Origin of the sequence: Pricia antarctica, from assembly GCF_900101815.1 — a bacterium.
GTDB lineage: Bacteria > Bacteroidota > Bacteroidia > Flavobacteriales > Flavobacteriaceae > Pricia > Pricia antarctica.
This window is the reverse complement of the sequence record NZ_FNAO01000002.1, coordinates 107,352-130,696: the sequence shown is the minus strand read 5'-3', so window position 1 is coordinate 130,696 and position 23,345 is coordinate 107,352. Positions and strand designations below refer to the sequence as shown.

Below are 23,345 nucleotides of genomic sequence, written 5' to 3'. Positions count from 1 at the left end.
TTCGTAATTTTGCGCGTTGTTAGAGATAGATTGTCACACACCGACCTGAAATGAAAACGAAACTGCCCCGAATTTTCCTGTTATTATTAGGCGCGGTGTTCCTGATCAATATGCTTCAATCGTATTGCACCCCCCTTATTTTTGATGAGGCCTATTACTGGTATTATGCTCAAAACATGGCCTGGGGTTATTTTGATCATCCGCCCATGGTGGCCTTTATGATTAAGTTGGGGAGCTTCCTTTTTGATGGGGAATTGGGGGTTCGATTCGTTAGCTGTATTTTTTCCGTAGGTACGTTCGTCGTCATCTGGATAAGCATCGACAATCCGAAAAAACGCAATTATGTCGTTCCCTTTTTTGTGCTCGTGTTCTCTATGGCCCTCCTGAACGCCTACGGCTTTTTTACCTTGCCCGATACCCCCCTACTCTTCTTTACCGCTCTATTTCTTTACACTTACAAGCGTTTTCTGTTCGATTCGTCGTTACGATGGGCCATTATCATGGGGCTTGCCATGGCCTGTCTGATGTATAGCAAGTACCATGCGGCATTAGTCATCGTGTTCGTACTGCTCTCCAATTTAAAACTCTTGGCGAACAAATATGCATGGCTCTCCGTTTTCGTTGCCCTATTTTGCTATATACCCCATTTTATTTGGCTCTATCAGCACGATTTTGTCACGATAAGCTATCATCTTTTCGATCGGCCAAACGCCGCCTACGACTTTCAAAAATATACTTTGGGCTATTTTGTGAACCTAGTGGCTATTTTCGGACTCACTTTTCCTTTGATCTATCTTTCCTTGTTTAAGACCCGTTCCTCGGACACCTTCACAAAAGCCCTGCTCTATCTTGTTTACGGGGTGCTCATCTTCTTCTTTATTTCAAGTTTTAACCGTCGTGTACAGACACAGTGGATTATTGTTATCGCCATTCCCCTGGCCATAATCACCTTTCGGTATATGATGCAAAACGAAAAGGTCAATCAATGGGTCTTCCGGATAGGACTGGTAAACATCGCAATCATTCTCTACCTCCGGGTCGGATTGGTCAATGAAGAACTTTCCCCTATTTACTACGAGACCCATGGCAACAAGGCCGTGGCGGAACAGATAAAAGCGGAGGTTGGCGATACGCCCCTTATTTTTATAAATTCGTACCGCAATGCGCCCATGTTCGCCTTTTATACGGGAAACGACACCTATTCGCTGAACAATGCCTATTATCGCCGTAACCAATATTCCATCGATGATTCCGAATTAAAGTTACAGCATCAAAAAGTGCTCTATTTTTCGGGAAATCCAAAAAAATCCGATATCTCGTTTACCAAAAGTAACGGGGGTACCTTTTATGGGGAATTCATTGAGGACTTTGAATCTTTTCGGAAACTGGAGACCATAGTCGATGGGCCCATGCCTTTGGAAACGGACAAGGAACAGATTCTTAAGATATATAACCCATATGATCGACCGGTCGCCCTTAAAAAATTACGGTTCAATGTGGCCTACCTGACGGATTTCAAAAAGGTCGAAAATGCCATATTGATTTATCCAAAACCAGTCGATGACAAAATTCTTTCGTTGCCACCCAATGATACGATCAATTTTACGTTTAAGTTACCGGAGCCTAAGATGGTCGAACCGGCCTATTTTAGGGTATCCATTTCCGATAACGGACTACCCTTCGGGCTCAATGGCAAAAACACCGAACTTCTATACTAACTCATGGAACCTATTCTTAGAACAGCGGATACCGCAGATTGGATTACTATCATATTACTGTCGAGTATCCTACTTCTGGTACTTGCCAAAAGCTTTTTCTATAGCCGTTTCTTGAACTTTATCATTCTGCCCTTTAACAACAAGTACATTTTTATGTACAATAAAAAGGAAAAATTAATCAATTGGTTCCATATCTTCTTCACCTTCTTTCAGCTTATCAACTTTTCACTTTTTGTTTTTTTTGCGGGAAAGATTTTCTTCGATACCGCTGAAAATGGATATCCGTTCATGTATCCCATTATTCTAGGATGCATTTTAGGCTTCATTTTGATAAAGGTGGTGCTGCAACTGGCCAACGGCTTTATATTTGGCTCTAATAAGGCCATTAGTGAGCTAATTTTCAAAAAACTCTCGTATCTCAACTACACAGGTCTTGTCATGTTTTTGGCAAATCTGTTGTTGGCCTATGTGGCACGAGATTCCCAAATTGTAGTTTTCGTAGCAATATTCCTAATTCTCTTGATTAATGTAATTGGCTGGATTACCCTATTAAGGAATCACCAAAAGTTTATAACCAACTACTTCTTCTATTTTATTTTGTACCTTTGCGCACTTGAAATTTCACCGTTCATTATTATTGGCAGTTACCTCAAAAACTAAAGTATATGATGTAAAAATATCTTCGCACGCCTAGAAAAATGGAGATTTCAAAAAATTGAACAATTCCGATACCATACGTATCGGGAACAGCAACTAACAAGCAAACATTCTCAGATGAAAGTTAGAACAATTTTGGTATCACAACCGGAACCTAAGATTGAAAATTCGCCGTACTCCAAGTTGATTGACAAGGAAAAGGTGAAAGTCGATTTCAGGCCATTTATTCATGTTGAGGGAGTGGATGCCAAAGACGTTCGCCAACAGAAGGTGGATCTGCGCAATTACACCGCCATCATACTGACCAGCAGAAACGCCGTCGATCATTTTTTCAGGATTGCCGAAGAAATGCGCTTTAAGGTACCGGACAGTATGAAATATTTCTGCCAATCGGAAGCCGTGGCCTATTATCTCCAAAAATACGTGGTTTACCGAAAACGAAAGATTTACGTTGGAAAGCGTAATTTCCAGGAATTGGTGCCCCTATTTAAAAAATACAAAGGTGAAAAGTTCTTGTTACCTTCTTCGGATGCTTTACAGGATGAAATTCCAGAAATTTTAAACGGATTGGATATCGAATGGAAAAAAGGGACCTTTTATAAAACCGTAATCAGTGACCTTTCAGACCTTCGCAACGTATATTACGATGTGCTTGTATTTTTTAGTCCGTCGGGCATTGAATCCCTTTTACAGAACTTTCCCGATTTTGATCAGAAGGATACTCGAATCGCCGTTTTCGGAAATTCTACGATAGACGCAGCAACCGATGCGGGATTACGTATCGATATCAAGGCGCCCACTCCCGAAACGCCATCAATGACCATGGCTCTTCAGAAGTACATTAACGAAGCGAACAAGCGGTAAATTATTTTTAGAACGCATACCGCTGCGGACCACCGCGCCGTATCTCCTCACTGGCAAAAGCCTCGAACTTTTTAAAATTTTCCCGAAACGCGTTGGTCAACTTAAAGGCCGCGGTGTAATAGGCCTCATCATCGTTCCAAGTGGTTCTGGGGCTTAGCACACTTGTAGGTACTCCGGGGCATTCCCTGGGCTGGGCTACACCGAAAACGGAATGAATGTGATAGTGGTCGTAATCGTAAAGGCCCAAATCACCGTTCAGTACCGCATTGATCATGGCGCGGGTGTATTTAAGTTTCATTCTTGTACCAACGCCGTACGGGCCGCCCGTCCACCCTGTATTCACCAGCCACACGTTCACTTCCGCATTTTTCATTTTTTGGCTCAGCATTTCCGCATATTTCGCAGGATGCAAAGGCATAAAAGGTGCCCCGAAACAGGCCGAAAATGATGGGATAGGGGCTATGACCCCCGCTTCCGTTCCCGCTACTTTGGCGGTATAGCCAGAAATAAAATGATACGCCGCTTGACTGGGCGTCAACTTCGATATCGGGGGCAGCACCCCAAACGCGTCAGCCGTCAGAAAGAAGATGTTCTTCGGGTTTTTCCCTAGGGATGGCCGTTGTACGTTTTCAATATGATAGATCGGGTAACTCACCCGCGTGTTCTGCGTGATGGACGTATCTGTATAATCGACGGTACCGTTTTCGTCCAAAACTACATTTTCGAGCAAGGCCCCTTTTTTGATGGCATGGAATATTTCCGGTTCGCTTTCTGAGGATAAATTTATGACTTTGGCGTAGCAACCGCCCTCAAAATTAAAAACGGCATTTTCGTTGTTCCAGCCGTGCTCGTCATCACCGATCAATTTTCTGGATCGATCGGTGGATAAGGTTGTTTTTCCGGTGCCTGAAAGTCCGAAAAATATCGCGGTTTCCCCAGTTGCGCCCACATTGGCCGAACAGTGCATAGGCAATGTGGTTTTTTGGAAGGGCAGGATAAAGTTCAACGCCGAAAATATGCCCTTTTTTATTTCACCCGTATAGCCCGTGCCACCGATCAACACTATTTTCCGGGTAAAATTTAAGATGGCAAAATTGTGTTGTCTGGTACCGTCTACTTCAGGATTTGCCCTAAATCCCGGTGCATTGATGACCGTCCATTCCGGATCGAAGTGTTTCAGCTCCTCATGCGTGGGGCGAATGAACATATTATAGGCGAAAAGGTTCGACCACGGGTATTCGTTGATGACCCTGATATCCATCCGGTAATTATGGTCGGCACACGCATAGCAATCGCGTACATAGAGCTCCTTGTCGTTCAGATAGGCGATGACCTTTTCGTGAAGGACATCGAAGTTTGAAGGTTCAAAGGGGATGTTGATATCACCCCACCAGACGTTATCGGTCGTAATGGCATCCTTTACGATAAAACGATCCTTGGGGGAGCGGCCAGTGAACTCGCCCGTATTGACGGCCAAGGCTCCCGAAGATGCTTCCTTCCCCATTTTCTTTTCCAAGGTAATGGCATGCAATTGTGATGGAGATAATTGATAATGGATATTTGAATGTGTTATCCCATAGGAAATCAAGGAAACCGATTCCGAATTTTTTTTCGAATTATTCATTTACGAAGCGTTTTATATCCGCTAAATTATCATAAATAAATTTTTGATAGCCTTTTTTTAAGGATAATTTATTTAAAGCACTTCCAATACCTAAATCCTAGAAGCGCCCACGCGAGTATTAGAAAAAGTCCGCCGATAGGAGTGACAAAACCGATGGTCTTAAAATCAAAGGAGGTAAGCGTATTGGTGGCCAGGAAATAAATCGAAAAAGAAAAGAGGATGATCCCCGCTAGAATGCAGTAGAATATCCATTTTTTATGGCTTTCGGGTATGACGTTCACGTTGGCTAGAACCAACAGGAGCAGCGCGTGGTACATTTGGTAGGTTACCCCGGTCTCCCAAGTTTGAATCGCATCTGCATCGACCAGATTTTCTAATCCGTGGGCACCAAAGGCACCCAATAGTACGGCGAGGATCCCGAAAAGGATTCCTACCAGAAATATTGTTTTGTTCATAACTTAGTTCCGCTTCTTTTTTATAAATATAACAATCGATACCTTCGTGTATCACACCACTCGTTAGAGCAGCAAAATTACGAAATCAAATGCCACGTAAAATTCTCGTTATCGGCGCAGGAAAATCTACTTCGTACCTTTTGGATTATTTTTTGCAGAAGTCCACAATCGAAGACCTGCATTTGACCATCGGAGATCTCAACCCCGACGCTATTCCCGATGCTATTAGCAACCATCCAAATTGCTCCATACTCTCCTTGGATATTTTTAAGGATATAGAGAGAAAAAATGCAATTCAGCAGAGTGACATTGTTGTTTCTATGCTTCCCGCATCTCTGCACTTTAAGGTCGCACAGGACTGTATCGTGTATGGAAAACATCTGGTTACGGCTTCGTATATCAGTGAAGAGCTAAAGACCTTAGATAAAAAAGCCAAAGAAAAAGGCCTCGTCTTTATGAACGAAATCGGGCTCGATCCCGGCATCGACCATATGAGCGCCATGCAGATTATAGACCGTATCCGAGAAAAAGACGGCAAAATGCTGCTTTTTGAATCCTTTACAGGCGGATTGGTGGCGCCCGACAACGACAATAACCTATGGAACTACAAATTTACTTGGAACCCCAGAAATGTTGTCGTAGCGGGACAAGGCGGGGCAGCCAAATTCATTCAGGAGGGCACCTACAAATACATTCCCTATCACAAACTCTTCCGCCGTACCGAATTTTTCGATATTGAGGGTTATGGAAGGTTCGAAGGCTATGCGAACCGCGACTCGCTGAACTATCGGGAAGCCTACGGCCTACAGGATGTCTTGACATTATACCGTGGAACCATGCGAAGGGTAGGCTTTTCAAAAGCTTGGAACATGTTCGTACAATTGGGTATGACCGACGATAGTTACACTATTGAAAATTCAAAGGGCATGTCGTACCGCGAATTCGTCAACCTGTTTCTCCCGTACTCACCTACCGATTCCGTCGAGCTAAAATTGCGCTACTACCTAAAGATCGATCAAGATGATATTATGTGGGAAAAGCTGTTGGAACTGAACCTTTTTGATGCTCAAAAGACCATTTCGCTATCACATGCCACTCCAGCACAAGTTTTGCAGAAAATCCTGGAAGATAGCTGGACGCTGGCCGACAACGAAAAGGATATGATCGTGATGTACCACAAATTCGGCTATGAACTGAACGGACAAAAAAAACAAATAGACGCCAATATGGTGGTCATTGGCGATGACAGGGTTCATACAGCCATGTCAAAAACGGTAGGCCTTCCCGTGGCTATGGCTACTTTGGCGATATTGAACAAGAAAATCGTAACGCCCGGCGTGCAGATTCCCATTAAAAGGGAAGTTTATAAACCCATACTTTCCGAACTTAAAAATTATGGCATTCTCTTTAGGGAATATGAGGTGCCCTATTTGGGCTATAATCCGGATTCGGTGGCGAGTTAAAGCATAGAGCCTTTTTAAAACCCGGTTCTTAAAGGATAGTATCCCTTTTTATTCCTTCCTGTGCTTTGGGGAAGGAACCTCAATACTGTCAACTTTCAGGTAATTTTTCTACTTTTACTATTAAACCGAAACCTGAACCATGAAATCCAATAACGAAAAGGTAAAAATTGACGGCATAGACAAGAAAATACTAAGGTTCTTAATGGCCGATGCCCGGAAACCCATTCTAGAAATTGCTAGAAATATTGGTATCTCAGGAGCGGCCATTCATCAAAGATTACGAAAACTAGAAGCATCGGGACTATTGGCCGGATCAAAGTTCGTCATCGACCCCAAAGTTATGGGTTACACCACCATGGCCTATATCGGCATTTATCTGGACAAGGCCATGAGCAACCCTGCCGCCGTCAAGCAGTTGGAAAAGATTCCCGAAGTGTTGGAATGCCATTATACCACCGGGAACTGGTCAATTTTAATCAAAGTGCTCTGCAGGGATAATGAACACCTGATGCACGTGCTGAACAAGGATATTCAACAAATCGAAGGGGTTTCACGTACGGAAACGTTTATTTCTTTAGATCAGCAGATCGATCGGCAGATTACCATTTAATGCAAAGACCCCGAAGGTATTGATAACCTTTGGGGTCTTTAATACTATTCAGACTAAGGCTCTGTTCATAAATAACCCATATATTTCTACTGGTTCTTTACTCGCCAACTGCTTTGAAAATACTCGCCGTAATTTTATGCCCGCGTTTTTCGCCTTGTTGACAAACAAAATAACTGCCTATAATTCGTACGTCTTATTTATGAACAAACCCTAAACTGCAAAACTTTGCCTGTTAGGCCTTTCCACGAGGTATTACTATTTTGGCCGATATGAAGGAAGGCCTTCTATGGTCGGCAACACCTTGCAGGTCAGTCCGAATGCGTTCTGCAAATCAAATCATCACTTAATCCCTTCCCCCGAAAACCTGTAGCCCCCAATAGACCAAAGTGGCCAAAGAACCGATTGCGGCTACCAAATAGGTGCGGGCAGCCCATTTCAGAGCATCTTCGGAACCCTTATATTCTTGTGGAGTAACTACATTTTTTGATTTTAACCATGCCAAGGCACGATGGCTGGCGTCGTACTCTACCGGAAGCGTAATAAAACTGAACAAAGTGGCCATTCCCATCATAATCAGACCCGCAACGGCGACCCAGTATCCGAAACCTACTCCGGCTGCTGCCCCTAGCATAAGTCCACCGAAAACCACCCACATTGACATGCTTGAGGTCACACTGACCACCGGCACCAATTTAGAACGCAAAGTCAACCATTCATAAGCCTGGGCATGTTGAACCGCGTGGCCACATTCGTGGGCAGCGACCGCAGCGGCGGCGGCATTGCGTTGGCTGTAAACCCCTTCGCTCAAGTTTACCGTTTTGGTTTTCGGATTATAATGGTCCGTCAACCTACCGGCCGTAGAAACCACTTTTACGTCGCGGATGCCATTGTCCGACAGCATTTTTTCGGCAATCTCGGCACCGCTCATGCCGTTTTGCAGATGAACAGTGGAATAATGCTTGAACTTACTTTTTAACTTTCTGCTCACCAGCCAGCTGACCAAGGCGATGGCGCCGATCAGAATATAATATCCTATCATAATTTCTCTTGTTTTGCTTTTATAATTTTAAATCCAAAAAACTTCCGTCCTTTAAAGCGATGATTCGAGATAGAGGCGGCGAAATTCCCTTTCTCTAAGATATCAAAAACCTCGCCATATCAATAGGTCTCCATTTAGTATGACAAAATTACCTTCTGTTTCAAAAAGCCCCGGCCTATTTGTATTTTAATTTCAGTAACAGCATGGTAAATAGCAAGAGAGCCGTAAGGGCATTCGCCAACGTTACAGGAAAACTCTCTATTAGAATACCATACATACACCATAGCACCACCCCCACAAACATTACAAGGTACATGGTCAGGGAGATATCTTTGGTCGATTTCTGTTGCCAGGTCTTAAACACTTGGGGCAAAAAGGCAGCCGTTGTCAGGGTGGCCGCGACAAGACCTAGAATTTCTATATAGTCCATGACTGTATTTAAACGAAGTTACCCTACGATATTTACAATTTTTCCGGGCACCACAATTACTTTTTTGGGCGTACGGCCGTCTAATTGCTGCTGGGTCTTTTTATGCGCCATTACGACTTCTTCGATTTGCTTCCTGTCCAAATCCAACGATAGCTCCATCGTAAAGCGGGTTTTGCCATTGAAGGATATGGGGTACTCCTTGCTGCTCTCCACTATATATTTTTCCTCAAATTTCGGGAAGGATGCGGTCGCAATCGATTCGGTATGGCCCAGTTTTTCCCAGAGCTCTTCGGCGATATGTGGGGCGTAGGGGGACATCAAAATGGCCAAAGGCTCTAAAATTTCGCGGCTGGTACATTTTTGGGATGTCAGTTCGTTCACACAGATCATAAAAGTGGAGACGGAAGTGTTGAAACTAAAATTTTGGATATCGTCTTCTACCTTTTTTATGGTTTTGTGAAGGGTTTTTAGGCTTTCGGGAGCCGGCTTGTCAGCCTCCCTGAGACCTTCGTCTTTTGATTGTGGTTGATTGTCGGAAGTCTTGGCGAAAGAGTCGCCCCCGCCCGACGCTTCGGTGCCCGTTGTCTGGGAAATAGCCGGCCTTTCTAAATCGGCTACCGTAAACTCACCGTTAGGGCCGGAGTGGTAAAGCTTCCATAGTTTTTTTAGGAAGCCGTGAACGCCTGTAATCCCCGCCGTGTTCCAAGGTTTGGATTGCTCCATCGGGCCGAGGAACATTTCGTACATACGCAGGCTGTCGGCCCCGTATTCTTTCACGATATTTTCTGGATTGACAACGTTGTATTTGGATTTAGACATTTTTTCTACTTCGCGGTTCACTATAAAGGCTCCTCCTGAGCTTCCTTCAGGGGAGGTTTTTACATCATAGATTTCGCCATTCTCTAAAATGAACATGGAATTTTCAGAATCTGGTTGCCACTTTATGAAGGCTTGGATATCTAATTCATCCGAAGAATTCACCAACGATACATCCGAATGTATTTTAGAAATGGAACTTGGAGAATCGGTGACTTTAATAAATCCCATCTCGTTTTTATCCTTTTCATGAAAATCAAATATCGATTTCCTTAATATCTCGTAGTTCTCAAGAACATCCTCAAGAAACAATGATTTAGACAACATTTTTTTTACAAACTTTTGACTTATAAATACATTTTTTTTCTCTGCTTTCTTATTCTCACCAATCGTATAATCCCAACGATGCACAAAAGCACTAGTCCCCGTAATCATTCCCTGATTAATTAGCTTTTTGGCATACTCATCAACAGGCACCAACCCCCTATCGAACATAAACTTCTGCCAAAAACGACTGTACAGCAAATGGCCGGTGGCGTGTTCGCTGCCTCCGATATACAGATCCACATCTTGCCAGTAGTCGATGGCTTCTTGCGAGAAGATTTCATCATCATTGTGCGGGTCCATGTAGCGGTTGAAATACTGGGAACTTCCTGCCCAGCCCGGCATAGTGTTTAGCTCTAACGGGTAGACGCCATTGTCGTTCGATTGCTCCTCGACTGCGCTCGGGGCGAAATTGTTATTTGATTGGCCCTTATCGGTACTTCCACTGCGCTCAGCAGAACTACTCGGCGTGAAATTCGAGTTGGCCCTCTCGCTCACCTGCAGGCGAGCGCTCGGAGCGACATTTTCATTCGAAACCACCTGATTCGTATTCGTGTCCCAAGCCCAATCGGTGGCGTTGCCCAAGGGCGGCTCGCCGGTTTCGGTGGGGAGGTACTTTTCGACTTCCGGAAGCATGATGGGCAGGTGTTCGTCCGCAATCATCTGAGGCATACCGTCCACATAATATACCGGGAAAGGCTCACCCCAGTACCGCTGACGGCTAAAAACGGCATCCCGCAGCCGGTAGTTAATCTTTCCTTCGCCTTGTCCCAAGGTTTCGAGTTCGGCAATGGATTTTTTGACTGCTTTTTTATAGGGCAATCCGTTTAAAAAATCGGAATTTGTGATAATGGTCTTCTCCTTGTCCGCAAAGGCTTCCTCGGAAATATCGATGCCCTCAAAAATATTAGGGATGTTGATACCGAAGTGCTTCGCAAAATCGTAATCCCGCTGATCCCCGCAGGGCACGGACATGACCGCTCCGGTGCCGTAACCGGCCAAGACATAGTCCCCGATCCAAATCGGAATGGGTTCTTTCGTAAACGGATGTTCGGCATAGGCACCTGTAAAGGCTCCCGTAATCGTCTTGACATCCGCCATACGATCTCGTTCGGATCGTTTGGCGGTTGCCTCGACGTAGGCCTCGACCGCTGCTTTTTGATCGGAAGTGGTGATTTTGGACACGAGTTCGTGCTCGGGGGCCAAAGTCATAAAAGAAACTCCGAAGATGGTGTCGGGCCTGGTCGTAAAGACATCGATAAAAAGTGCTGGGTTATGTGCTGCAGTTTCAGCATCTTTGATAGTTTCAGCATCTTTGGTAATTTCGTCGTCATCAATGTTGTCGGAAACAACGCCGTTTTCAGAACTCCGTACCCTAAACTTTACGGTTGCCCCTTCGCTTCTCCCTATCCAATTTGCCTGCGAATCTTTCAAGGGCTGCGGCCAATCGATTTTATCGAGACCGTCCAAAAGACGCTGGGTGTAGGCGGTGATACGCATCATCCATTGCCTCATTTTTTTGCGTACGACCGGATGGCCACCACGTTCGGAAACCCCGTTGACGATTTCGTCGTTGGCCAGTACGGTTCCCAATGCCGGACACCAATTGACATCGGCGTCCGCGAGATAGGTGAGGCGGTACTTAAGGAGTGTTTCCTGTTTTTTATTGGATGAAGAGGCATTCCATTCATCCGCAGAAAAGTTGGGGATATCGTCATCGCACACCGCATTTACATTGGTATTTCCATCCCTTTCAAAAATGGAGACCAAGTCTTCGATGGGTTCGGCCTTATCCGAATCCGAATTGTACCACGAATTGAAAAGTTGAATGAACACCCATTGTGTCCATTTGTAATACTTGGGATCTGACGTACGGATCTCACGGCTCCAATCGAACGAAAATCCCAATTGATCCAATTGCCGGCGATAGGTCTTGATATTTTCTTCGGTAGTGATGGCGGGATGCTGCCCGGTCTGAATGGCGTACTGCTCTGCAGGCAATCCGAAGGAATCATATCCCATGGGATGCAACACATTATAACCCTTGTGCCTTTTGTAGCGGGCGTAGATATCACTCGCAATATATCCTAAAGGATGGCCTACGTGAAGTCCGGCTCCCGACGGATAAGGGAACATATCCAAAACATAGAATTTTTTCCTTTCGGAATTATTTTCGGCCTTGAAAGTGCCCCTCTTCGCCCAAATATTCTGCCACTTTTTCTCTATCTTCCCGAAATCGTAGTGCATGTATATTGTGTTTTTCCGCTTTAAACTTGTCAGGTTCCCTGTCTAAATGCCATCGTTCTATTCAATAATCCAGAATATCACTAAAACAATACCCCTGACCGTTTATTGCCTTTCTAATCTGTTCAAGGCAAAAATAAGTTTATTCGATTTACTTTCCTAAATTTGCGGGTGTAGAGCAGACATTACATGAGTAGATCCTTCGAACAATACCAAAAGCAAAAACTGATATCCTCCTACTTCTCCGTAGTGTTAAGTATCGCGCTGGTATTATTTCTATTGGGGATTTTAGGATTGTTGGTCGTCAATACCAAGAAAATGGCCGATCACTTTAAGGAACAGATCACGATATCCATCTTCCTGAAAGACGACGCTAAGGAATCGGAAGCCGAACAGCTGCAGAAGACCCTTGCGATGGCCGAACATACCAAATCAGTTTCCTATGTATCGAAAGAACAGGCCGCTGAACAGCACAGCGCCGAAATTGGGGAGGATTTTCAGGACTTTCTCGGCTATAATCCCTTAAAAAATTCCATCGACCTAAAGCTGCGTGCGGATTTCGTAACCCCAGAGGAAATCGAGAAAATTGCAGGCGGACTATCGGAAAAAACCTTTGTGGAAGAAGTCAGCTATGACAAACCGCTCGTAGGTCTCCTCAGCGAAAATGTCAAGAAAATCAGCTTTTGGATCTTGGTGGCCAGTGGTATCTTCACGTTTATCGCCTTTCTATTGATCAATAGTTCGATCCGCCTTTCCATTTATTCCAAAAGATTCATTATCAAAACTATGCAAATGGTGGGGGCTACGAAAACCTTCATCCGGAAACCTTTTATATGGACGAACGTAAAGCTGGGCATGTTGGGCGCGGTCATCGCCATGGCAGCACTTGCGGCCTCCTTGTTTTATCTGGACAAAACCTTCCCCGAACTACAACTTTTTGGAGACATCGAAATGCTAGCCCTACTTTTCGGAAGTGTTTTTTTGCTGGGAATACTGATATCGCTGGTCTGCACCTATTTCGCCACACAACGCTTTTTGAATTTAAGAACCGATGCGCTATACTATTAAATAAGGTTTTTAGATTATGGGATGGAGAGGCTTAGTATTGACCGATACTACGAAGCAAGGCTGTCGCGAGTAACGGAGGATAAACTAACCTGTAAACGAATAATCTATAAACCCATAAACTTTTACCCATCACTTTTAACTACTTTTACAGCATGGCCAAGAGACATACTACAAAAACAGATCAACAGCCGAAACAGGAATTCATTTTCCAAAAAAAGAACTATATGTTCATGTTTATCGGTATTGCCTTTATCGCTTTGGGCTTTATTTTGATGAGCGGCGGCGGAACTGATGACCCCAATGTGTTCAATGAGAAGATTTACAACTTTCAAAGAATACGGTTGGCCCCAACCCTTGTACTAATAGGCCTTGGCATCGAAGTTTACGCTATTTTATTGAACCCCCACAAGAAGTCATAGCTTTTGGATTATTTACAAGCCATTATACTCGCAATTATCGAGGGTATCACCGAATATTTACCCGTTTCCTCTACCGGGCATATGATCATCGCTTCCTCTTTTTTTGGTATCGCCTCTGATGATTTTACCAAGTTGTTTACCATCGTCATTCAACTCGGAACCATTCTTTCGGTCGTAGTGCTGTATTTCAAGCGCTTTTTTCAGACTATGGATTTTTATTACAAGCTCTTGGTCGCCTTTATTCCGGCCGTGGTACTTGGGCTACTGCTCAGCGATGTCATTGATTCGTTGCTTGAAAATCCGATTACGGTAGCGATATCCTTGGTTATTGGTGGCTTTATTCTGTTAAAAGTCGACGATTGGTTCGGGGACGCCGAGGAAACGCATATTTCCTACGCCACGGCCTTTAAAATCGGTGTCTTTCAATGTTTGGCCATGATTCCCGGTGTTTCTAGAAGTGGTGCGAGTATCGTTGGCGGTATGTCCCAAAAACTATCGCGGACCGCCGCAGCTGAATTCTCGTTCTTTCTGGCCGTACCTACCATGTTGGGGGCTACGCTAAAAAAAAGTTACGACTATTACACCGCTGGCTTCACCTTGACCGGCGAGCAGATCAACCTTTTGATCATCGGTAATGTGGTCGGCTTTTTGGTTGCCCTTTTAGCTATCAAGACCTTTATCGACTACCTCAGCAAAAACGGCTTTAAAGCTTTTGGTTATTATCGGATAATCGTTGGTATCGCGCTGCTTTTGATCCATTATTTCGTGAGGCCACTGACCGTAGTGTGATCATTGTATCATCTCCACCTCTTTTATAGACGAATACACATCCATCAAATTTGCTTAACTTTACTACTGCCATGGACGCAGAAATCAATAAAATAATAATCGAAACAATTTTGCCCTTCAATCCAAGGGAAATCAGTGTTTTTGATTCGTACGCTCGCAATGAGATGAATTCCGATAGTCACATTGATAGTATGGTCGATTTAGATAACATCGTATTTTGACTCAGCTATCAGCGGAAGACTTCCTAAACGGGCAACTATTACTAATTGACAAACCCTTGGGTTGGTCATCATTTCATGCGGTCAATAAACTCAAATGGGCCATCCGTAAGAAATTCCAGTTGAAAAAAATCAAGATCGGGCATGCGGGTACCTTAGACCCCTTGGCAACGGGACTGTTACTTATATGCACAGGAAAGTTCACCAAAAGAATAAACGAACTCCAAGGGCAAGTAAAGGAGTACACCGGAACAATAACCTTGGGTGCCACTACCCCTTCCTACGACCTGGAAACAGAAATTGACAAAACCTTTTCCATCACTACGATTTCAGAGGAAATGATTCGTGAGGCGGCTTCCCAACTGACCGGGGAAATCGAACAGCGTCCCCCTATTTTTTCCGCTTTGAAGAAAGATGGTAAACGGCTTTACGAATACGCCCGTGAGGGAAAGGAAGTCGAAATAAAAAAACGATCCGTGACGGTTTCGGTGTTTGAAATCGTTAAAGTTCAGTTGCCGAATGTGCATTTCAGGATTGTTTGCAGTAAAGGAACCTATATCCGTAGTTTGGCACATGATTTGGGGTGTTTATTGGATAACGGAGCGCACCTTTCGAAATTGCGAAGAACCAAAATAGGCGATTATATCGTAGATATTGCTATTGACCCCGTTGCTTTTGCAGATGACCTTCTCGGATCGGAAACTAGTTAGTCCGAATCATTCAGATCGACCCTAAGGGCTTCTCCGACTGAAGCTGATATAAGCGTTTGGCGCAATGCGATATGCGTTAGGCCAAAAATGGAGGTACTGTAATATGTGTAAATAACGATATCGTATTTTATCACTAAATTTAAGAAACATTCATAAAAACAGTCTTTTGCACTCACTTCAACGAATAATTAAAACATATCTGATCGATTTCGGTTATAGGGTGATGAACCTCAACCGGAAGCAGTTATCGTTCTTGATTACCCTTTTTTCGATGGCCATAGTGATTTTGTGCTTGTACAATATCCATTTGGGCAAAGAAGAAGCGGTAGACGAGTATGTGGTGGAGATGATATTGCAGGATGATATCAAAGATTTGGAGAAGCAAAAGGAAGAACTGCAAGAGCAGCAGAAAATCGACCCCGTAAAAAGTCATGTGGCATACAACGAGGCTATGCAGCCCAGTCAAGGGAATCCAGAAGCCTTCAAAACCCTTGAAGAGCTGATGGAAGAAAGGGAAGCTGCCGCTGACAAGAACGACGACCCCACCGAGCCTTCAGATGGCGAATATACCGAACGGGTAAAGGAACTAAAAAAGAAACGGCAACAGGCCGAACAATTGTTGGGCGAGAAAGAAGCCCAAAAGCAGGAATTTACCAACAATCTCGCCAAACGCCGTACCTCAGTATTTTATTCGTTGGCCAACCGCACTAATTACCGCTTACCCCCGCCAATATACACCTGTATCGAAGGCGGTAAAGTGGTCGTAAACATTGAAGTAGATAATTCCGGAAACGTAATTGATGCCGATTTTAACTCAAGAAATTCGGATACCTCCAACGGCTGTCTGGTCGAGAATGCCGTGGCCTATGCCTTGAAGGCAAAGTTCAGTTCGCATCAAAGAGCTAGGCAAAGAGGCACCATCACCTATATTTTTCAAGGAAAGTCACGCTAAGTCTACCTTATTGAACCGGAAGAAGCGCCACTACCTCCTGAAGCGTACTGCTTCCTTTATCCTTATTGTACCAGTGCTGGATTTCCTCTTTAATTTCCGGCAAAAGTTCGCCATGTTTTTCTTTATGCTCCCGCACCAATTGGGCGGCGCGTTGCGGTATTGGACCCCAGGCACCAAATACCCTATTGTTGTCATCGAGCAGAATCAGTTTGGGAATGGACATAGCACCATTCGTCAAAAATCGATTCATCAACGCCGGATTCTCGTCCCGTAGAAGTATCTTAAAATCAATACTCCCATTGATTTCGGCAATTTTATTCATTACGGGCAATGTAGGGGCCGCATCACCACACCAGCTTTCGGTCAGCACCAATAAGGTTATCTTTTCGGATATCGATTCGATTTTAGAAACAAATTCGGAATCTATCTTTAAGGTTTTGTCGAACCGTTTCATACGCCTATCGTTTAGCTGGGTATAATTGGCTAAATCTTCAGTCTGCTCGGGGCCGGTCGATTTGCCATCCGCTGCCAATTGGGATACTTTCTTGCGATAATCACCGTACGATATGGCTTTTAATAGTCCTTCTTGAACAAGTGTTTCGGTTGTTTTCTCCATACTATGCATTATGGTTCTAATTGTTTTGCTTTTAAAGCCCAAAAATAATCGAATTTGACGGCGTCTGTTGCAAAGTTCGGATACCTTGGTAGAATGGCTTCCAAAAAACTTACATATCTTTAAATTCCAATTCCCGATTATGGAAAAAATCAGATGTGGCTGGTGTGCCGGCGATGAACTTTACGAAGCCTATCACGACCAAGAATGGGGCGTGCCCGTCAAAAACGATGATACCTTGTTCGAGTTTCTAATTTTGGAAACTTTTCAAGCGGGACTAAGTTGGATAACCATCCTCCGCAAACGCGAAAATTTCAGGAGGGCTTTCGACAACTTCGACTATGAGAAAATTGCGAAATACGATGAACTAAAAATCGCTTCTTTACTACAGGATGCGGGAATTGTAAGGAACAAATTAAAAGTGAGCGCTACCGTTACGAACGCCCAAGCGTTTATTGAGGTTCAAAGGGAATTCGGAAGTTTCAGCAAATATATTTGGGGCTTTGTGGATGGAAAACCTATCAAAAATAGCGTCAAAAACTACAAGGATGCCCCTGCCAACACCGAAATTTCGGATGCCCTCAGTAAAGATTTAAAGAAAAGGGGATTCAAATTTGTCGGAAGCACCGTCATATATGCCAACATGCAGGCCACGGGGATGGTGAACGACCATGAAATCGGATGCTTCCGGTATGACAAGGTTTGAAGGTTGTAGATTTCAGACCTGCCGGGCAGATATAAGCCTTGGAGGATAAGATAAAAAGTGCCTATCATTCCGTCGGTCGTGGGTCATCGGTCAAAAATTGAATTATTCTCCATAAAATGGCAAACAAGACTATATTTTTCGCATTATTGCTAGTATTGGGCGGATGTTGGGCACACGCACAGAACAAAGACGAGCGGGAGCATCGCATCAAAAAATCGCAGTTTCCTGAAAAGGCCCTGAGCTACATTGACGAAAAATTAGAAGGTGCCCGGCGCATCCGATTTTATAGAGAGACCGACGGTACCAAGACAAGCTACGAGGCCAAGTTCAAAAAGGACCGTTTGAAATACAGCGTGGAATTCAGTGAAGACGGAGTTTTAGAAGATATTGAGTTTTTAATAGGAGCAATCGATATTCCCGATGATACTTTTTCGAAAATGAAGGAATATCTTGAAAAAGATTTCTTAAAATATCGCATCCGAAGAATTCAAAAACGATATCCCATAGGGAAAAATGATACGGAGACCATTGTAAAACATGCGTTTCAAAACCTGATGTTGCCCTATATAAAATATGAAATCATTGTCTTCGGAAAAAAGGAAAGAGGCTTTGCCCGATACGAAATTCTTTTTGATGCCGATGGTAATTTTGAAAACTTCCGAAAATCGCTTCCCCCGAATTATGACCATATTCTTTACTAAAGGCCTCCTTTTGGTTTTTGCCCTTTTCTTGGGCCATACCCTTTCGGGCCAGGCTAATTTTACCGGAAATTTTGAGCCCAACGTCGCAATGAACTATAAGGTGGCGACCAATTATAAACACATCTTCCAAATAACGCAGCGCAGCACTATTTATGATGAAAAATTGCAACTTCGGGCCCGACAATTAGAAATTTCGCATTTTTCAGAACTAAAGATTGCCTACAACCAAAGTATCGCCCTCGGCTTACTATACCAATTTCGGGAGGCTTTCGATGGAGCCGAAAACGAACTCCGCTTCACCCAACAATATGATATAAACCATAAGCGCGGCAGCCTGCGCTTCGGTGAGCGACTCAGGGCGGAACAGCGTATACGCCCGTCGTTGACCACCCATCGTTTTCGCTATCGCCTGGCCATGGACCTTCCGATAAGCGGTGAAAAATTGGATGTTGGCGAGCCTTATTTCGTGGTTTCGACAGAAAGCCTTTTAAGCGTGGCCAGCGGTAAAAGCTCCCAATTCGATCAACGCCTAACCGTGAATATCGGTTGGCTGGTAAACCATACGATCAAGCTAGAGGTAGGCACCCAATATCGGATAGTAAACTATACCCAAAGCATTGAAAATGCACTTTTACTGCTGACTTCATTGGTGCTGAGCCTCTAAAAATTCGAGGAATTCGCTCCTCGGTATTTCTTTGGCACCCAAACTTTCCAAGTGTTCATTATAGACTTGGCAATCGATTAGCGAGTAGGCGTTGGCTTCCAGCTCTTGGGCCAGTTTTATAAAACCGAATTTTGAGGCATTGCTGACCGTACTGAACATGCTTTCACCACAGAAAACGTGACCGAGGTCAATACCGTAAAGTCCGCCGACTAGCTGGTCGTTTTCCCATACCTCATACGATTTAGCGAAGCCTTGGCTATGGAGTTCGATATAGGCTTCGATCATCTCGGCGGTAATCCAAGTGCCCTTTTGACCCGTTCTTTTGATGTGGGAACAATGGTCGATGACCTTTTCGAAACAGGTGTTCTGCGTCAATCGGAACCGGCCGCTTCTCAATACCTTCCGCATACTTTTTGAGATTTTTATTTTATGGGGAAATAAGACCATTCTCGGATCGGGACTCCACCACAATATCGGCGAATCGGTATCGAACCATGGGAAGATTCCGCTTCGGTACGCTAAAATGAGACGTTCGGGTGATAGGTCGCCGCCTACTGCCAAAAGGCCTTCGGCACTGGCGCTTTCTGCCGGCGGAAATTCCAATTGGGCATTCAGGAAAATCAAAGTATTGATGCTTTCATTGGTGTTCAAGAAATGATTTTGTCCAAAATTACGGAATCCTAACACTGCATTACAAAACGACCCCTCAGGTTTTCAAAACCTAAGGGGTCGTTTTGATTAACAGTCTGAAAGGTTTCAAACCAACGGCCGAACCTAGCGCTATGTTAAGCCTGTTTTAACCGAGTGGTCGAAGTATTCGGGATAGGTATCCTAAAGCAGATTACCGCCCCGCGGATTGACAAACCTTTAACTTTAGTTTACGCTGAGCGTAGCCTTAGTACTCAGGGTGACATTTTCCTTAAAACGGTAGATCGTCGTGATCTTCTTCGTTCAGGTTGTCAGCTGGGGCAAAAGCTTCTGCCGGTGGTACTGGTGGCGCAGCGTTGCTTTCCTGTGCGCCCTCAAGGTTTTCGATACGCCAGCCTTGAATGGAGTTGAAATATTTGACCTCGCCCTGAGGGTTGGTCCACTCCCGGCCGCGAAGATTGATACTGATTTTTACGTTTTGTCCGACGCTGTAGTTATTGAGCAAATCGGTCTTGTCTTGAACGAACTCAACGGCGATAGGTTGCGGATACTGCTCCTCGGTAGTGATAATTACTTCCCGCTTTCTAAAACCATTATTGCCATATTCCTTCGTTTCTTCGATTTTTTTTATTTTTCCTTCTACTTCCATGACTATGAATTATATGTTAACTAAAATTTTAAGCATTAAAAGTAGCAGTATTGGGTTAATCCTCCTAATAATTTATCCTCAAGTTATCACAAGAAATAAACAGTAGCCTATGGCCCTGCATACCATTTTAGTCCAAATTGCGTTATCTTTGACAAGAACCCATAGCACGGTAAAGCCATCCCCCTAAATCGGTCGCAAAAGATACTCTGATCGGATGAATTTTAATCCTAAAAACAAATCCTCCAATATTGTTTTATTGATAGCTTCCTTTGTTATCGTAAGCCTTATTCTTTGGAACACGAATAGTTTTTTCAAGAAATTCAAGGAAGAAGAGCGTCTTAAAATGGAAATCTGGGCGACCGCGCAATCCGAATTCCAACAATCTTCAGAAGATGCCGATCTGGGCAACTTGCACCTCAAAGTGTTTCAGAACAATACCTCTACCCCCATGATCTTGGTCAATAAGGACGGTTCGACAAAAACCAACAACATGGATTCCGAAAAGGAACTGGATTCCCTCGACGTAGCAAATCTCATCAAAAGATACAGTCAAGTAAACGTTCCGATATCCATTGATCAGCAAGGCGAGCATTTGGCCACCTTATATTATGGCAACTCCGAAGTACTGAACAAGTTAAAATTTTATCCCATCGCCCTTTTGCTCATTATTTTTCTCTTTGGAACGGTCATTTTCTTTTTCTTCAAGACCAGCAAAGCTTCGGAACAGAACAAGCTGTGGGCGGGAATGGCCAAAGAAACCGCCCATCAAATAGGTACACCCCTGTCGTCGCTCTTAGGCTGGAACGAGCTTTTAAAAGCGGAAAACATCAACCCCGAGGTCACTAAGGAAATCGAAAAGGATATCGACCGCTTGCAAACGATAACCGAACGCTTCTCGAAAATCGGCTCGTTGCCCAAGCTCGATGCCCACGATATTGTGAAAGAAACGAAGGAGGCCTATGATTATCTGAAACTACGAAGTTCGAAATTGATCAATTTCTCGTTCGACTCACAAGTTGAACACATGCCGGTGTTATTAAACCACGCCCTCTACCATTGGACCATAGAAAATCTTGTGAAAAACGGCATCGATGCCATGAAGGGCAAGGGAGATATTGCCATTGAAATCCTCCCGAACGGCAAAAACGTATGTATACAGGTTTCCGATACGGGTCACGGCATATCGAAAAGCGATTTTCATGCCATTTTTAACCCTGGGTTCACTTCGAAAAAACGCGGATGGGGATTGGGCCTATCCTTAGTGAAAAGAATCATTGAGGAATATCATGATGGAAAAATAAAAGTACTATCGTCGAGTAAGGAGGGTACCGTGATGCAGATATCCTTACGGATTTATGCTTCGTAGTTTTAGGGGTGAAAAAAGTAAAAGAGTTAAAGACGGGATGTAGGAAATATGGACTTGTCCAAGTTGTCTGGGAAGAATTCTAAATTTTTACCTTATTTTAGTAGATAGATATGGCAAAAGAAAAACTGGTAACGATAAAGCAATCCAACCTGACGAACAATTGTCCGGAGTGTTTTAACCAAGACCTAAAGTTGTCTTTTTATCAAAAGCACCGCTACGGGAAGCTGTCCCATAGAACCACCAACGAAGTAACCCACCAATTGGTATGCAACACGTGTGGCTCAACGATATACCCCGTAAAGTGGACTGACGACATTGAACGCACCTTTAAATATTACCAGAAAATGGTAGTGCCGGAAAGAACCTCCCTACAGTTCACAACGCTATTTTGGATTTTGATGCTTTTGTTGATAGTCGTAGTAGCTGCGGGGGTATATCTTTTTATCAAAGGAGGGGAACTTCTCTAAATGGACATTTCTAGCTGCGCTGCCCGCCGATTGGCTTAGCGTTTATACTCCTTTTCAAATACTTTTGTCCGTTCCAGTAAATAATAATTTCTGATTCACATGGAGAGTTTAGACCGAATTTTCTCCGCAATCGTCTTAAATTCCTCTTCGGTAAGCGATATCTTATGCTGAAAGGTGGCATCGCCCATTTCGTTCAAGGGAATTAAGTGCACGTGTACATGGGGCACTTCCAATCCAATAACCGTTAAGCCGACCCGCTTGCAATCAATGGCCGCTTCAATGGCCTTGCCCACTTTTCTTGAAAAGGCCATTAACCCCATAAACGTTACCTCATCTAAATCCATAACCTTATCTACTTCCTTTTTTGGGATGCAGAGCGTATGTCCCTTGGCATTCGGATTGATATCTAAAAACGCAAAGAAGTCGTCGTCTTCCGCTATTTTATAGCTGGGAATTTCCCCGTTGATGATTTTCGTGAAGATGCTTGACATGGGAAAGTGTTTATGGTTTATGGAAGCAATTAAAAAGTGTATTGGAACAAGGTTCTAAGTTTATTTTCAGGTTAAAAATCGGCTCAATGACAACTGCCGTTGCTACTGCCTTGTTATCTCCAAAATTTCAAATTTCAAGGTACCGTTCGGCACGGTAATTTCCGCGGTGTCCCCTACTTTTTTGCCCAAAAGTCCTTTTCCGATGGGGGAGCCTACAGATATCTTGCCCGATTTGAGGTCTGCTTCGCTTTCGGCCACCAGGGTATACTTCATTTCCATACCATTGTTCTGGTTCTTCAGCTTGACTGTCGAAAGTACCAGAACCTTTGAGATGTCGAGTTGGGATTCATCGATAAGACGTGCGTTGGAAAGGGTTTCCTCCATTTTGGAAATTTTCATTTCCAAAAGCCCCTGTGCTTCCTTGGCCGCGTCATATTCCGCATTTTCGGACAAATCACCTTTGTCACGCGCTTCCCCGATGGCCTGCGAAGCTTTGGGACGTTCAACATCCTTTAGCTTATTGAGTTCATCCCTCAATTTTTTTAATCCTTCTTTGGTATAATAGGATACGTTACCCATGATATTCTCGTTAAATAAATAATACACCGGTATAAACCTTCTACCTTTTGCAAAGGTTTAC

Annotated in this window: 25 protein-coding genes; 15 read left to right on the top strand and 10 right to left on the bottom strand. The window is 43.9% G+C overall.

Going from position 1 to position 23,345, the window contains the following annotated elements:
- Positions 1–50: 50 nt before the first annotated feature.
- From BLT07_RS03395 to BLT07_RS03385, 3 genes are all read left to right on the top strand, one after another.
- Positions 51–1,718, top strand: coding sequence for an ArnT family glycosyltransferase (locus BLT07_RS03395; protein WP_091865826.1), 1,668 nt, complete (start codon positions 51–53; stop codon positions 1,716–1,718).
- A 3-nt stretch (positions 1,719–1,721) separates the two neighbouring features.
- The gene (locus BLT07_RS03390; RefSeq protein WP_091865824.1) at positions 1,722–2,378 is read left to right on the top strand and encodes a DUF4271 domain-containing protein; all 657 of its coding nucleotides are present in this window, start codon (positions 1,722–1,724) and stop codon (positions 2,376–2,378) included.
- A gap of 114 nt (positions 2,379–2,492) precedes the next feature.
- Positions 2,493–3,239 carry a uroporphyrinogen-III synthase gene (locus BLT07_RS03385; RefSeq protein ID WP_091865822.1) on the top strand — a complete coding sequence of 249 codons (747 nt, stop codon included), beginning with the start codon at positions 2,493–2,495 and terminating at the stop codon, positions 3,237–3,239.
- A 7-nt stretch (positions 3,240–3,246) separates the two neighbouring features.
- On the opposite strand, the gene pckA is transcribed toward BLT07_RS03385, so the two are convergent.
- Both pckA and BLT07_RS03375 read right to left on the bottom strand, forming a co-directional pair.
- A complete protein-coding gene (gene pckA, locus BLT07_RS03380) occupies positions 3,247–4,863 on the bottom strand; it encodes a phosphoenolpyruvate carboxykinase (ATP) (RefSeq protein ID WP_091865820.1) in 1,617 nt (538 codons plus the stop codon).
- A gap of 68 nt (positions 4,864–4,931) precedes the next feature.
- Positions 4,932–5,318: a DUF423 domain-containing protein gene (locus tag BLT07_RS03375; RefSeq protein WP_091865818.1), complete on the bottom strand. Its 387-nt coding sequence runs from the start codon at positions 5,316–5,318 to the stop codon at positions 4,932–4,934.
- 89 nt (positions 5,319–5,407) lie between these two features.
- Here BLT07_RS03375 and BLT07_RS03370 point away from each other — a divergent pair, with 89 nt between their 5' ends.
- Both BLT07_RS03370 and BLT07_RS03365 read left to right on the top strand, forming a co-directional pair.
- Positions 5,408–6,781, top strand: a complete 1,374-nt coding sequence (locus tag BLT07_RS03370) for a saccharopine dehydrogenase family protein (protein WP_091865816.1) — start codon at positions 5,408–5,410, stop codon at positions 6,779–6,781.
- 139 nt (positions 6,782–6,920) lie between these two features.
- Positions 6,921–7,391, top strand: a complete 471-nt coding sequence (locus BLT07_RS03365) for an Lrp/AsnC ligand binding domain-containing protein (RefSeq protein ID WP_091865814.1) — start codon at positions 6,921–6,923, stop codon at positions 7,389–7,391.
- A gap of 343 nt (positions 7,392–7,734) precedes the next feature.
- Here the strand turns inward: BLT07_RS03365 and BLT07_RS03360 are convergent, their stop codons facing one another.
- The 3 genes from BLT07_RS03360 to BLT07_RS21295 form a co-directional block, all read right to left on the bottom strand.
- Positions 7,735–8,430 carry a zinc metallopeptidase gene (locus tag BLT07_RS03360; RefSeq protein WP_091865812.1) on the bottom strand — a complete coding sequence of 232 codons (696 nt, stop codon included), beginning with the start codon at positions 8,428–8,430 and terminating at the stop codon, positions 7,735–7,737.
- 175 nt (positions 8,431–8,605) lie between these two features.
- On the bottom strand, positions 8,606–8,860 hold the full coding sequence (locus BLT07_RS03355) for a SemiSWEET family sugar transporter (RefSeq protein ID WP_091865810.1): 255 nt from the start codon (positions 8,858–8,860) through the stop codon (positions 8,606–8,608).
- Between the two features lie 18 nt (positions 8,861–8,878).
- Positions 8,879–12,247 carry a leucine--tRNA ligase gene (locus BLT07_RS21295; protein WP_091865808.1) on the bottom strand — a complete coding sequence of 1,123 codons (3,369 nt, stop codon included), beginning with the start codon at positions 12,245–12,247 and terminating at the stop codon, positions 8,879–8,881.
- Between the two features lie 186 nt (positions 12,248–12,433).
- Here BLT07_RS21295 and BLT07_RS03345 point away from each other — a divergent pair, with 186 nt between their 5' ends.
- The 5 genes from BLT07_RS03345 to BLT07_RS03325 all read left to right on the top strand — a co-directional run bounded on the left by BLT07_RS03345 (position 12,434) and on the right by BLT07_RS03325 (position 16,400).
- The gene (locus BLT07_RS03345) at positions 12,434–13,312 is read left to right on the top strand and encodes a cell division protein FtsX (protein WP_091865806.1); all 879 of its coding nucleotides are present in this window, start codon (positions 12,434–12,436) and stop codon (positions 13,310–13,312) included.
- A gap of 152 nt (positions 13,313–13,464) precedes the next feature.
- A complete protein-coding gene (locus tag BLT07_RS03340) occupies positions 13,465–13,731 on the top strand; it encodes a DUF3098 domain-containing protein (RefSeq protein ID WP_091865804.1) in 267 nt (88 codons plus the stop codon).
- A gap of 3 nt (positions 13,732–13,734) precedes the next feature.
- Positions 13,735–14,520: an undecaprenyl-diphosphate phosphatase gene (locus BLT07_RS03335; RefSeq protein ID WP_091865802.1), complete on the top strand. Its 786-nt coding sequence runs from the start codon at positions 13,735–13,737 to the stop codon at positions 14,518–14,520.
- 217 nt (positions 14,521–14,737) lie between these two features.
- Positions 14,738–15,448, top strand: coding sequence for a tRNA pseudouridine(55) synthase TruB (gene truB, locus BLT07_RS03330; protein WP_091865800.1), 711 nt, complete (start codon positions 14,738–14,740; stop codon positions 15,446–15,448).
- 166 nt (positions 15,449–15,614) lie between these two features.
- Positions 15,615–16,400, top strand: a complete 786-nt coding sequence (locus BLT07_RS03325) for an energy transducer TonB family protein (RefSeq protein ID WP_317040739.1) — start codon at positions 15,615–15,617, stop codon at positions 16,398–16,400.
- A 7-nt stretch (positions 16,401–16,407) separates the two neighbouring features.
- On the opposite strand, the gene BLT07_RS03320 is transcribed toward BLT07_RS03325, so the two are convergent.
- Entirely contained in the window at positions 16,408–17,016 is a 609-nt protein-coding gene (locus tag BLT07_RS03320; RefSeq protein ID WP_317040738.1) for a thioredoxin family protein, read from the bottom strand.
- Between the two features lie 139 nt (positions 17,017–17,155).
- On the opposite strand from BLT07_RS03320, the gene BLT07_RS03315 reads away from it, so the two are divergent.
- The 3 genes from BLT07_RS03315 (at position 17,156) to BLT07_RS03305 (ending at position 19,084) form a co-directional block, all read left to right on the top strand.
- Positions 17,156–17,719, top strand: coding sequence for a DNA-3-methyladenine glycosylase I (locus tag BLT07_RS03315; RefSeq protein WP_091866459.1), 564 nt, complete (start codon positions 17,156–17,158; stop codon positions 17,717–17,719).
- A 116-nt stretch (positions 17,720–17,835) separates the two neighbouring features.
- Positions 17,836–18,420: a hypothetical protein gene (locus BLT07_RS03310; protein ID WP_091865793.1), complete on the top strand. Its 585-nt coding sequence runs from the start codon at positions 17,836–17,838 to the stop codon at positions 18,418–18,420.
- Positions 18,401–19,084, top strand: a complete 684-nt coding sequence (locus BLT07_RS03305) for a DUF2490 domain-containing protein (protein ID WP_175455242.1) — start codon at positions 18,401–18,403, stop codon at positions 19,082–19,084. Before BLT07_RS03310 ends, BLT07_RS03305 begins: the two co-directional genes overlap by 20 nt.
- On the opposite strand, the gene aat is transcribed toward BLT07_RS03305, so the two are convergent.
- Positions 19,064–19,708: a leucyl/phenylalanyl-tRNA--protein transferase gene (aat, locus tag BLT07_RS03300; RefSeq protein WP_091866458.1), complete on the bottom strand. Its 645-nt coding sequence runs from the start codon at positions 19,706–19,708 to the stop codon at positions 19,064–19,066. The genes BLT07_RS03305 and aat overlap by 21 nt on opposite strands.
- 295 nt (positions 19,709–20,003) lie before the next feature.
- Positions 20,004–20,381, bottom strand: a complete 378-nt coding sequence (locus tag BLT07_RS03295) for a DUF3127 domain-containing protein (RefSeq protein ID WP_091865789.1) — start codon at positions 20,379–20,381, stop codon at positions 20,004–20,006.
- A gap of 214 nt (positions 20,382–20,595) precedes the next feature.
- Here BLT07_RS03295 and BLT07_RS03290 point away from each other — a divergent pair, with 214 nt between their 5' ends.
- Together BLT07_RS03290 and BLT07_RS03285 are read left to right on the top strand one after the other, a co-directional pair.
- Positions 20,596–21,747 carry a sensor histidine kinase gene (locus BLT07_RS03290; RefSeq protein ID WP_091865787.1) on the top strand — a complete coding sequence of 384 codons (1,152 nt, stop codon included), beginning with the start codon at positions 20,596–20,598 and terminating at the stop codon, positions 21,745–21,747.
- A gap of 110 nt (positions 21,748–21,857) precedes the next feature.
- A complete protein-coding gene (locus BLT07_RS03285; protein ID WP_091865785.1) occupies positions 21,858–22,214 on the top strand; it encodes a hypothetical protein in 357 nt (118 codons plus the stop codon).
- A gap of 95 nt (positions 22,215–22,309) precedes the next feature.
- Here the strand turns inward: BLT07_RS03285 and BLT07_RS03280 are convergent, their stop codons facing one another.
- Positions 22,310–22,705, bottom strand: coding sequence for an HIT family protein (locus BLT07_RS03280; RefSeq protein WP_091865783.1), 396 nt, complete (start codon positions 22,703–22,705; stop codon positions 22,310–22,312).
- 102 nt (positions 22,706–22,807) lie between these two features.
- Positions 22,808–23,284, bottom strand: a complete 477-nt coding sequence (greA, locus tag BLT07_RS03275; protein WP_091865781.1) for a transcription elongation factor GreA — start codon at positions 23,282–23,284, stop codon at positions 22,808–22,810.
- Positions 23,285–23,345: the final 61 nt, after the last annotated feature.

What these genes read in the sequence shown, in the direction of transcription:
- BLT07_RS03395 (WP_091865826.1), top strand. Translation starts at nt 51, where the DNA reads ATGAAAACGAAACTGCCCCGAATTTTCCTGTTATTATTAGGCGCGGTG.
- BLT07_RS03390 (WP_091865824.1), top strand. Translation starts at nt 1,722, where the DNA reads ATGGAACCTATTCTTAGAACAGCGGATACCGCAGATTGGATTACTATC.
- BLT07_RS03385 (WP_091865822.1), top strand. Translation starts at nt 2,493, where the DNA reads ATGAAAGTTAGAACAATTTTGGTATCACAACCGGAACCTAAGATTGAA.
- pckA (WP_091865820.1), bottom strand. Translation starts at nt 4,863, where the DNA reads ATGAATAATTCGAAAAAAAATTCGGAATCGGTTTCCTTGATTTCCTAT.
- BLT07_RS03375 (WP_091865818.1), bottom strand. Translation starts at nt 5,318, where the DNA reads ATGAACAAAACAATATTTCTGGTAGGAATCCTTTTCGGGATCCTCGCC.
- BLT07_RS03370 (WP_091865816.1), top strand. Translation starts at nt 5,408, where the DNA reads ATGCCACGTAAAATTCTCGTTATCGGCGCAGGAAAATCTACTTCGTAC.
- BLT07_RS03365 (WP_091865814.1), top strand. Translation starts at nt 6,921, where the DNA reads ATGAAATCCAATAACGAAAAGGTAAAAATTGACGGCATAGACAAGAAA.
- BLT07_RS03360 (WP_091865812.1), bottom strand. Translation starts at nt 8,430, where the DNA reads ATGATAGGATATTATATTCTGATCGGCGCCATCGCCTTGGTCAGCTGG.
- BLT07_RS03355 (WP_091865810.1), bottom strand. Translation starts at nt 8,860, where the DNA reads ATGGACTATATAGAAATTCTAGGTCTTGTCGCGGCCACCCTGACAACG.
- BLT07_RS21295 (WP_091865808.1), bottom strand. Translation starts at nt 12,247, where the DNA reads ATGCACTACGATTTCGGGAAGATAGAGAAAAAGTGGCAGAATATTTGG.
- BLT07_RS03345 (WP_091865806.1), top strand. Translation starts at nt 12,434, where the DNA reads ATGAGTAGATCCTTCGAACAATACCAAAAGCAAAAACTGATATCCTCC.
- BLT07_RS03340 (WP_091865804.1), top strand. Translation starts at nt 13,465, where the DNA reads ATGGCCAAGAGACATACTACAAAAACAGATCAACAGCCGAAACAGGAA.
- BLT07_RS03320 (WP_317040738.1), bottom strand. Translation starts at nt 17,016, where the DNA reads ATGGAGAAAACAACCGAAACACTTGTTCAAGAAGGACTATTAAAAGCC.
- BLT07_RS03315 (WP_091866459.1), top strand. Translation starts at nt 17,156, where the DNA reads ATGGAAAAAATCAGATGTGGCTGGTGTGCCGGCGATGAACTTTACGAA.
- BLT07_RS03310 (WP_091865793.1), top strand. Translation starts at nt 17,836, where the DNA reads ATGGCAAACAAGACTATATTTTTCGCATTATTGCTAGTATTGGGCGGA.
- BLT07_RS03305 (WP_175455242.1), top strand. Translation starts at nt 18,401, where the DNA reads ATGACCATATTCTTTACTAAAGGCCTCCTTTTGGTTTTTGCCCTTTTC.
- BLT07_RS03295 (WP_091865789.1), bottom strand. Translation starts at nt 20,381, where the DNA reads ATGGAAGTAGAAGGAAAAATAAAAAAAATCGAAGAAACGAAGGAATAT.
- BLT07_RS03290 (WP_091865787.1), top strand. Translation starts at nt 20,596, where the DNA reads ATGAATTTTAATCCTAAAAACAAATCCTCCAATATTGTTTTATTGATA.
- BLT07_RS03285 (WP_091865785.1), top strand. Translation starts at nt 21,858, where the DNA reads ATGGCAAAAGAAAAACTGGTAACGATAAAGCAATCCAACCTGACGAAC.
- BLT07_RS03280 (WP_091865783.1), bottom strand. Translation starts at nt 22,705, where the DNA reads ATGTCAAGCATCTTCACGAAAATCATCAACGGGGAAATTCCCAGCTAT.
- greA (WP_091865781.1), bottom strand. Translation starts at nt 23,284, where the DNA reads ATGGGTAACGTATCCTATTATACCAAAGAAGGATTAAAAAAATTGAGG.